Below are 6,650 nucleotides of genomic sequence, written 5' to 3' on the forward strand. Positions count from 1 at the left end.
GAGGTGCTGACCTCGTTCTGCGCCCGCCTGTACGGGCGCAGGTCGGCGAAGAACCGCGCCCGCAAGGCACTGGAGGCCGCCGAACATGGCTGACCCGTACGTCGCCGGCTTCGAACGCCTCCAGGTTGTCGAAGAGGTCCTCGGCCGACCAGTCCTCCGGGTTGCAGAAGACGTGTTGCTGAATGCGCTGCCTCAGACCCGGCGCGCGGTTGGCGCTGAGGAGCAGCAAGATCCACCGCAGTACGTTCAAGGCGCCCAAGGCGATGCTGCTCCGGGCCTCGCCGAACGGCCGGGCTGCTGGTCGAGTTGGAACGGCAGATACTCGTCCAGAGCCTGCGCCATTCGGCCGGCACCGCACTCGGGTCATCATCTGCTCCTGGCACAGCCACGGACCGGCGTACCCGCAGTACGCCGGGCGCACGCCCGCAGACGGAGGCCACGTCAGTCCCCTCCGAGTGCACCCTGCACGATGCCGCTGAGGGCGGCCGGTGCGGCAACGCACGATTACTCGGGCAGAACCGCACTCTGGCGTTGCCGGGTTACGGTCAGGTAAGCCAGGAGCAGCAGCACGACCAGCCGTCAGCCGGGATGATCACCAGCCGGGCAGGAGGATCCCTTCGAGCGCCCGAGACGCCGCGCATCCAGCACATCGGCTCCCGCCGGCGCGGATGAGGTTTTCGGCCGGGGCAGCCTCGACTTATCCTCGTGGCGCTTTGCACGCAACTCATCAGCGGCCCCATGGCTTCCATTCTTTCCGTTGGTGTGGAAATATGGAGAATAGTCGCCACGCTCGCGGTGACTCCGGACGAGGCGCGTCGTACCCGGCCTGACAAGACGGCGTAATCGGGAGTGCCGTCGTGGATCAGGCCATTCAAGTCGTTGGCTCGCTTCTCATCCTTGTACCGTTCGTACTCGCGCAACTTGGTCGACTGCACGCCACTTCCCGGCCGTATCTCGTGCTCAACTTCGTCGGCTCCGCTGGCCTTGCCGTAGACGCGGCGAGCGGGCGCCAGTGGGGCTTTCTTCTCCTTGAGGGCGTCTGGGCGGTGGTCTCGCTGCTACCCCTGGTTGGGTTGACCCTTGGTCCTTCCGGCGCGGGACTGAACGCACCGGACAGTGTCCAAGGGAACGCGCAGCTCCAGCATGGCCCGCGCAGTTAGGACTTGCAGGGAATCAAGGTGTTTTGCTTCCCGTCCTGAAGCTCCTTGGTCTGGTATGCGTCCGGGGCGAGACTCGTGACGAACTCACTGTGAAGTTCGCAGTGTTGCTCCCGCGTCTGAATAAGCGGCAGCGGCGGCTGTTGATGCCTGCGGAGGCCCGGGGAACTGGGGCACGGGGGTGTCCGAAGCTGCGGTCAGCGAGACGACAGCAGGAGGCGGGCGAGGAGCCTCTGGGGCGGGTGCGGCGGCCAGGCGGGGGACGCGAAGGGGTCGCGGATCTCGATCCGGGGCTGCGGCCTGTGCTGTTGGCGCTAGTTGAGCCGGACGTGCGGGGTGATCCGATGTCGCCGCTGCGGTGGACGGTGAAGTCCACTCGCAGGCTCGCGCGCGAGCTGACCCGGGCCGGGCACCGCGTCAGTGCCGACACCGACCGCAGCCCTGCCCTGCCGTCCCGGGCTCCGCAGGCGGCGGCTCCGCAGTGGGACCAGGCCCAGTTCACCGCGTAAGCCTGATCCACTGACGCGCACCTCACCGCTTTTCGAGTGCTGCGGGCGTTGTCAGGTTGTTGCGGGTCATCCACCGGCCGGCAGACCTACGACAACCTGACAACGCCGTCGACGCCGAGGACGAGCGGGACACGCTGCAGGAAATGTGGCCGCTCAGTGACACCGAGCCGGCCGGCGCTCCAGGTGCACGCGCGGATCCGGCTACCCCGCTGCGTCCGCAATCTGGGGCGCCCCCCAGGAAGCGCGCACGGGAAGCTCTGGCGCTCGGAACCGCACAATGTGCACGTCTACGCTGCCGACCTGGTCCGCAGCAGGCTGCTGCTCGCCTCCGTCGAGGCCGAGCTCGGCGACCGGGCGAGGCCGCCCGGTTGAGCTCCCCCACCTGTGCCTCACTCACCTGGCCCGAGGGCATGCCGCCGAGGCCTTCTGGGTCGCGGCTACCGTCAACACCCAGCAAGGGCACTGCGCACGCCCGGGCGCGCATCGCGGACGCGCTCACCCATCAGCATGACCACCTCGGTCCGGCAGCTCTCCATGCCCGACCTCGCAGCCGAGGTCTGGCGCGCGGTCGCCGACGGCACACGACTGTCGCCCTGTGCGGCAGGGCCGGTCGCCGTCGGTTGCCTGGCACCCTCCCGATCAGCACGAAAACGACCCATAGTCGCAGGGCAGCAGCCTGATCAAATGGCGTCGGCACTAATGTCCGATACAAGAAGAAGGCGACGGCACGCGGCGACCTCGCGAGGACCACGACCCCGGCGTGCGCGACAACCTCAGCCGCGCACCGAACCGACCTCGCGCCATTCGCCGTCGATGCGATCATGCCGCACGGAAAGGAAATTTCCATGAGGGCGTTCGTCTTCTATCTTAATGGCCCAGTCGCCAACTACAATATGGACGTGTCTGTCGTCCGCTTCGACCACGGGCTCGACTGAATCGTCCGTCAGGCGAATCCATTCCTCCGCCCACGGCACCTCCCTCGCCTTCCACAATTTCGAACCGCGCTCGATAATTCCCCAATTCTGCCAATGCAAATGATTTGAGTCCGGTTGAGGGTTCGTGCGCACATCGATGAAGTGTTCCCAAGTCATCATGGGAGACGACCAGTGCCCGATCCCGGCAAAGGAACCCTCCTTTGCGAAATAGCCGGCAACGCCATCACTGGGAGCCGGTCTCACTGGGTCCAGTGGTAGCCGGATATCGGCAAACCACTGGGCGCTCTGCAACCACAGAACATCGCAGTAATCGACCTGCCTCAAGCCGTCGATGATCAGTCCGGTACGACGCCAGGCGCCAATCAGCTTCTGCGGTACGGTCATGACGTATCACATTCCTTTCGTCCGTGCTCCACCCTCGCATCGAATCAACGCACGTCGCGGCCCGAGAGTTCCTCGACAACAGCGCGGAACCGTCGAGCGAAACGCTCAAACGACTCCCCCCAACAACGCTTTACATTGCGCGGTTTTGGCCTGTTTGACGTCGATCGTACGCCCATAGGGCTATGGCAAGTGCTACGCGGTCGGCGAAAACGAGAGGGTCATGTCCGGTTATTAGGTGAATCCGGGCGAGCCGGTGCCGCACCGTATTGACATGGAGGTATTGCTCCCTGGCCGTTTCCTGCAAAGATCCGCCCAGCCGCAGGAAGGTCCGAAGAGTTTCGACGTGGCTGGTGCCGTGTCGGTCGTCCGAGGTGATGAGTGGGGTCAGGATTTGGTCGATGAACGGGCTCAGGCGCCGCGCCGGCTGTTGCTCCAGCAGCCCTTCCAGACTCGTCAGCGCGTCGGGTCCCACCGCTCCGCCGCGTCTTCGTGCGAGCTTAAGAGCGGCGCGCGCCTCTGCGATCGCGCGCGGGAGTTCGACAAGTTCGACGGAGCTGCTATAGCCGCATGGCAGGGACAACATTTGTGCGGCACCATATGCCGGATTTGCCGTTCGAGTGACTGCCAGGGCAATGCCGGGCGCCTCGCCGATCAGGCTGTCCGCGAGATGAGCGGCCAGCAAGGGTGCGGCTCCCTCCGGCCAGGCTGAGAGTACGAGCCGACGCTCGTCGATTCCTGTCTCGTCGAGGATCGGCCGCAATGCGATCGGGTTGGCAAGTCGATCCTCGACCAAGAGGAGCAGCTGTCCCACTCGCTCTCGCTTGAGGGCCTCTTCCACGTCCCGTTCATGCCTGGCGAGTTCGATGACCCGTCCTAGCTGTCCCAGGAGGGTCAGGCTGGGGGCGGCGCCGGCTCCCGACCATGTCAGCGTGGATCGTTTTTCCACGGCGGCTGTGACGAGTACGCCCTCTGCCGCGCTGTCAACCCCTTCGGTCGCGATGGTGCGCTCGTTCACGATCAGCTCGACCCGCCCCCGCAAGGACTCGGCAACTATGGCCACCATGCCGGACACCGGCACCTGCGCACGTACCGCCGCGAGCAATTTCGACATCAAGAGTTCAGCTCGCCGGTTCTCTTGGATTTCAGCGGCGACGCGGCGCTCGGAAAGATATTCCGCGACTCTGATGAACGGAACTCCCTTGGGTGCATGAAGCAGCGGGAGACCGCGCTGTTGGCAGGCGTCAACAAGCGCTGAGGGGATCTCCTCGTGAAGATCACCCGTGCCGAAACACAGGGCAGCCGCATTCGCCCCGGACACGGCTGCGACGAAGCTACAGCAGGCCTCGGGGTGAGTCAGGGAGGCTCCCACCGTGCACACGAGTTCGCCGCCCCTCAGGTAGGGCGCGGGGTCGAGCAGCTCGGTGGTGTGTGCCCAGCGCACCGCTCGCTCCATCTTGTCGTGATCGCCCAGGACCCACTGCAGTTGGAGTTCCGCGACGCCGAGGAGTTCCCTCAGGGTGACCTGACATGTACCTTCCGAGGATTCGGTTCCGGAGGTGCTCTCGGGGAAGCTCACTGGTCAAGCGTATCTGGTGAGACTCCTTTCGATTTCCGAACGTGATCGTTGGTTCGGCTCGGGTGGACATGAATTTCGGTCCGTGGCGGGAGGGATGGGGCGGTCGGTCCGCTGGCGGCGATCGTTGAGGTGGCCGGTGCCGTCGGTGATCGGTCTGCTGGAAGACCTGAAGAAGGTCCGGGAAGAGGTGGCGCGGCTACGGAAGGAGGCCGGGCGGGCGCAGGCCTCGCCCGACGGGGCGGAACGCGCGCTTCATCGTCGTGTGGATGCCGTGTGACGGTGGCCGAGGTGCTGGCCGAGCCGCCTTCCGCGGTCGCGGAGCCCGTGGGGAGCGCGGTGGTGGGGTCCGTGGTGCCGCGACGGGCCGAGGGTATGACAGCGTGAGGTCCGTCGGACCTTTCCTTCCCAAGTCAAGAGGCTGCCTCTTGTGGGAACCTCTAATGCGGAAGGCTTGGGTTGTAGGTCCGTAACGTAAGGTTGTTGGGGCATTGCAGCTGGCCCGGGAGCGTGAAAAATCTCTATCCATCGCCTCCCCGGCCATCAGGAGATCAAATTGTCGCCTGACACGACTGTTCCGCCCACCGAGCAGAGTCTCAAACGAGAGTTCAATCTGTGGTCCTCGTTCGCGTTCGCGTTCGCGTTCATCTCTCCGATCGTGGCTCTGTATGGAATCTTTGGCCTGGCGATCACGGCAGCGGGTCCCAGCTTCTGGTGGGGATTTTTTCTTGTCTTCGCCGGCCAACTCGTTGTCGCCTTCGTGTTCGCCACGTTGGTTTCTCGATGGCCGATCGAAGGATCGATCTACCAGTGGTCTCGCCGTCTTCTCGGCAGCGGCTACGGCTGGTTTGCGGGTTGGGCATACACATGGACCCTTGTGATTGCGATGGCCACGGTGGCGCTGGGAGCGGCCGGGTTCATCGCCAACATCGTCGGTATCGATGCCCCCACCGGCACTCAACGGGCGGCTATCGCCTTCGTCATCCTGCTCTGCGGAACCGCCCTGAATCTGGTGGGCCGCCAGGCCTTGAAGCTCTTCATGACTGGCAGCATCATCGCGGAGATCGTGGGCTCAATTGGACTGGGAACATGGCTTCTGCTGTTTCACCGGCACAACTCGCTGGGGGTTCTGTTCCACGGCACGGGCGCCGGAAGCGGGGGCGGATACCTGTCGCTGTCGGGTCCGTTTCTAGTGGCCGTCGCGTTCGTCGGATTCTCCTTCGTCGGTTTTGAAAGCGCGGGCGCGATAGCAGAAGAGGTACAAGAACCTCACAAGAACCTGCCCAAGGCCGTTATCTTCTCGTTGACGTTCATAGCTCTCGTGGTCACCTACTCCAGCCTTGCCATCATCCTGGCTATCCCCGACCTGTCAGCCGTCGCCAGCGGCAAGATCGCGGACCCGGTCTCCTTCACCTTGACATCCGCGCTGGGTAGTGGGATCGCCAAACCGGTCGAGGTGTTGTTCGTTATCGGCTTCCTCGCCAGCTTCCTTGCGCTGCAGACCTCCGCCTCCCGGTTGATCTGGGCGTTTGCCCGGGACCGCGCATTGCCCGGCTCGGCTGTGCTGTCACGGCTGAGTTCCAGCGAGCGCCTCCCCCGGGCCGCGATTCTGGTGACGACCGTAATCGGCTCCATCTTGTTCATGCTCAGCAAACTCGCCACCAACGTGTACACGATCATGGTCAACTTCTCATCCGGCGGGTTCTTTCTCGCCTTTTTGTTCCCCTTGATTGGCCTTTTGGTCGTGCAGTTGCGACGAAATTGGAGACCAGGGCCGTTCGCCCTTAGGTACTCCTTGCCGTTGACCGCTGTCGCAACTGTCTGGGTGATCCTCGAATTCCTGAACATAGCCTGGCCACGTCGGGTTTACCCGCAGCGCTACCTCGACTGGTCCGAATGGATCATGATCGCCGTCCTTGGCGTGCTCGGCGCTGTCATCTACGCATCCGTGCGACGGCGCATCCCGGATGTGGCGTCCATCGATCGGGAGGGGGAAGCTGACGGGGCCGCCGGCGTCGCAGCAACCACAGCATGAACGGTAGGCAGGAAGCAGGCACCGCGATCGTGACGGGCGCTGCCAGCGGCATTGGCG

General features: G+C 64.3%; 4 protein-coding genes, 2 pseudogenes and 1 riboswitch. Of the genes and pseudogenes, 4 read left to right on the top strand and 2 right to left on the bottom strand.

The genetic code is table 11. The annotated features are described in order from the left end of the window. Positions 1-93 (top strand): annotated as a pseudogene (locus tag AB0M27_RS46030) (IS607 family transposase); the annotation flags it as partial. Between the two features lie 682 nt (positions 94-775). Beyond that, positions 776-844, top strand: a riboswitch (guanidine-III (ykkC-III) riboswitch). Between the two features lie 459 nt (positions 845-1,303). Next, positions 1,304-1,588, top strand: a pseudogene (locus tag AB0M27_RS46035) (ISAzo13 family transposase); the annotation flags it as partial. Between the two features lie 851 nt (positions 1,589-2,439). Here AB0M27_RS46035 and AB0M27_RS46040 read toward each other — a convergent pair. Beyond that, entirely contained in the window at positions 2,440-2,985 is a 546-nt protein-coding gene (locus AB0M27_RS46040; protein ID WP_365732098.1) for a hypothetical protein, read from the bottom strand. Positions 2,986-3,115: 130 nt separating this feature from the next. Then, on the bottom strand, positions 3,116-4,561 hold the full coding sequence (locus AB0M27_RS46045) for a PucR family transcriptional regulator (protein ID WP_365732100.1): 1,446 nt from the start codon (positions 4,559-4,561) through the stop codon (positions 3,116-3,118). A 136-nt stretch (positions 4,562-4,697) separates the two neighbouring features. Between AB0M27_RS46045 and AB0M27_RS46050 the strand changes: the two genes are divergently transcribed. Together AB0M27_RS46050 and AB0M27_RS46055 are read left to right on the top strand one after the other, a co-directional pair. Next, positions 4,698-4,838, top strand: a complete 141-nt coding sequence (locus tag AB0M27_RS46050; RefSeq protein WP_365732102.1) for a hypothetical protein — start codon at positions 4,698-4,700, stop codon at positions 4,836-4,838. Positions 4,839-5,114: 276 nt separating this feature from the next. Continuing rightward, a complete protein-coding gene (locus tag AB0M27_RS46055; protein WP_365732104.1) occupies positions 5,115-6,593 on the top strand; it encodes an amino acid permease in 1,479 nt (492 codons plus the stop codon). The last annotated feature ends 57 nt before the right edge of the window (positions 6,594-6,650 follow it).

Source organism: Streptomyces sp. NPDC052107, from assembly GCF_040680215.1.
Classification (GTDB): Bacteria; Actinomycetota; Actinomycetes; order Streptomycetales; family Streptomycetaceae; genus Streptomyces.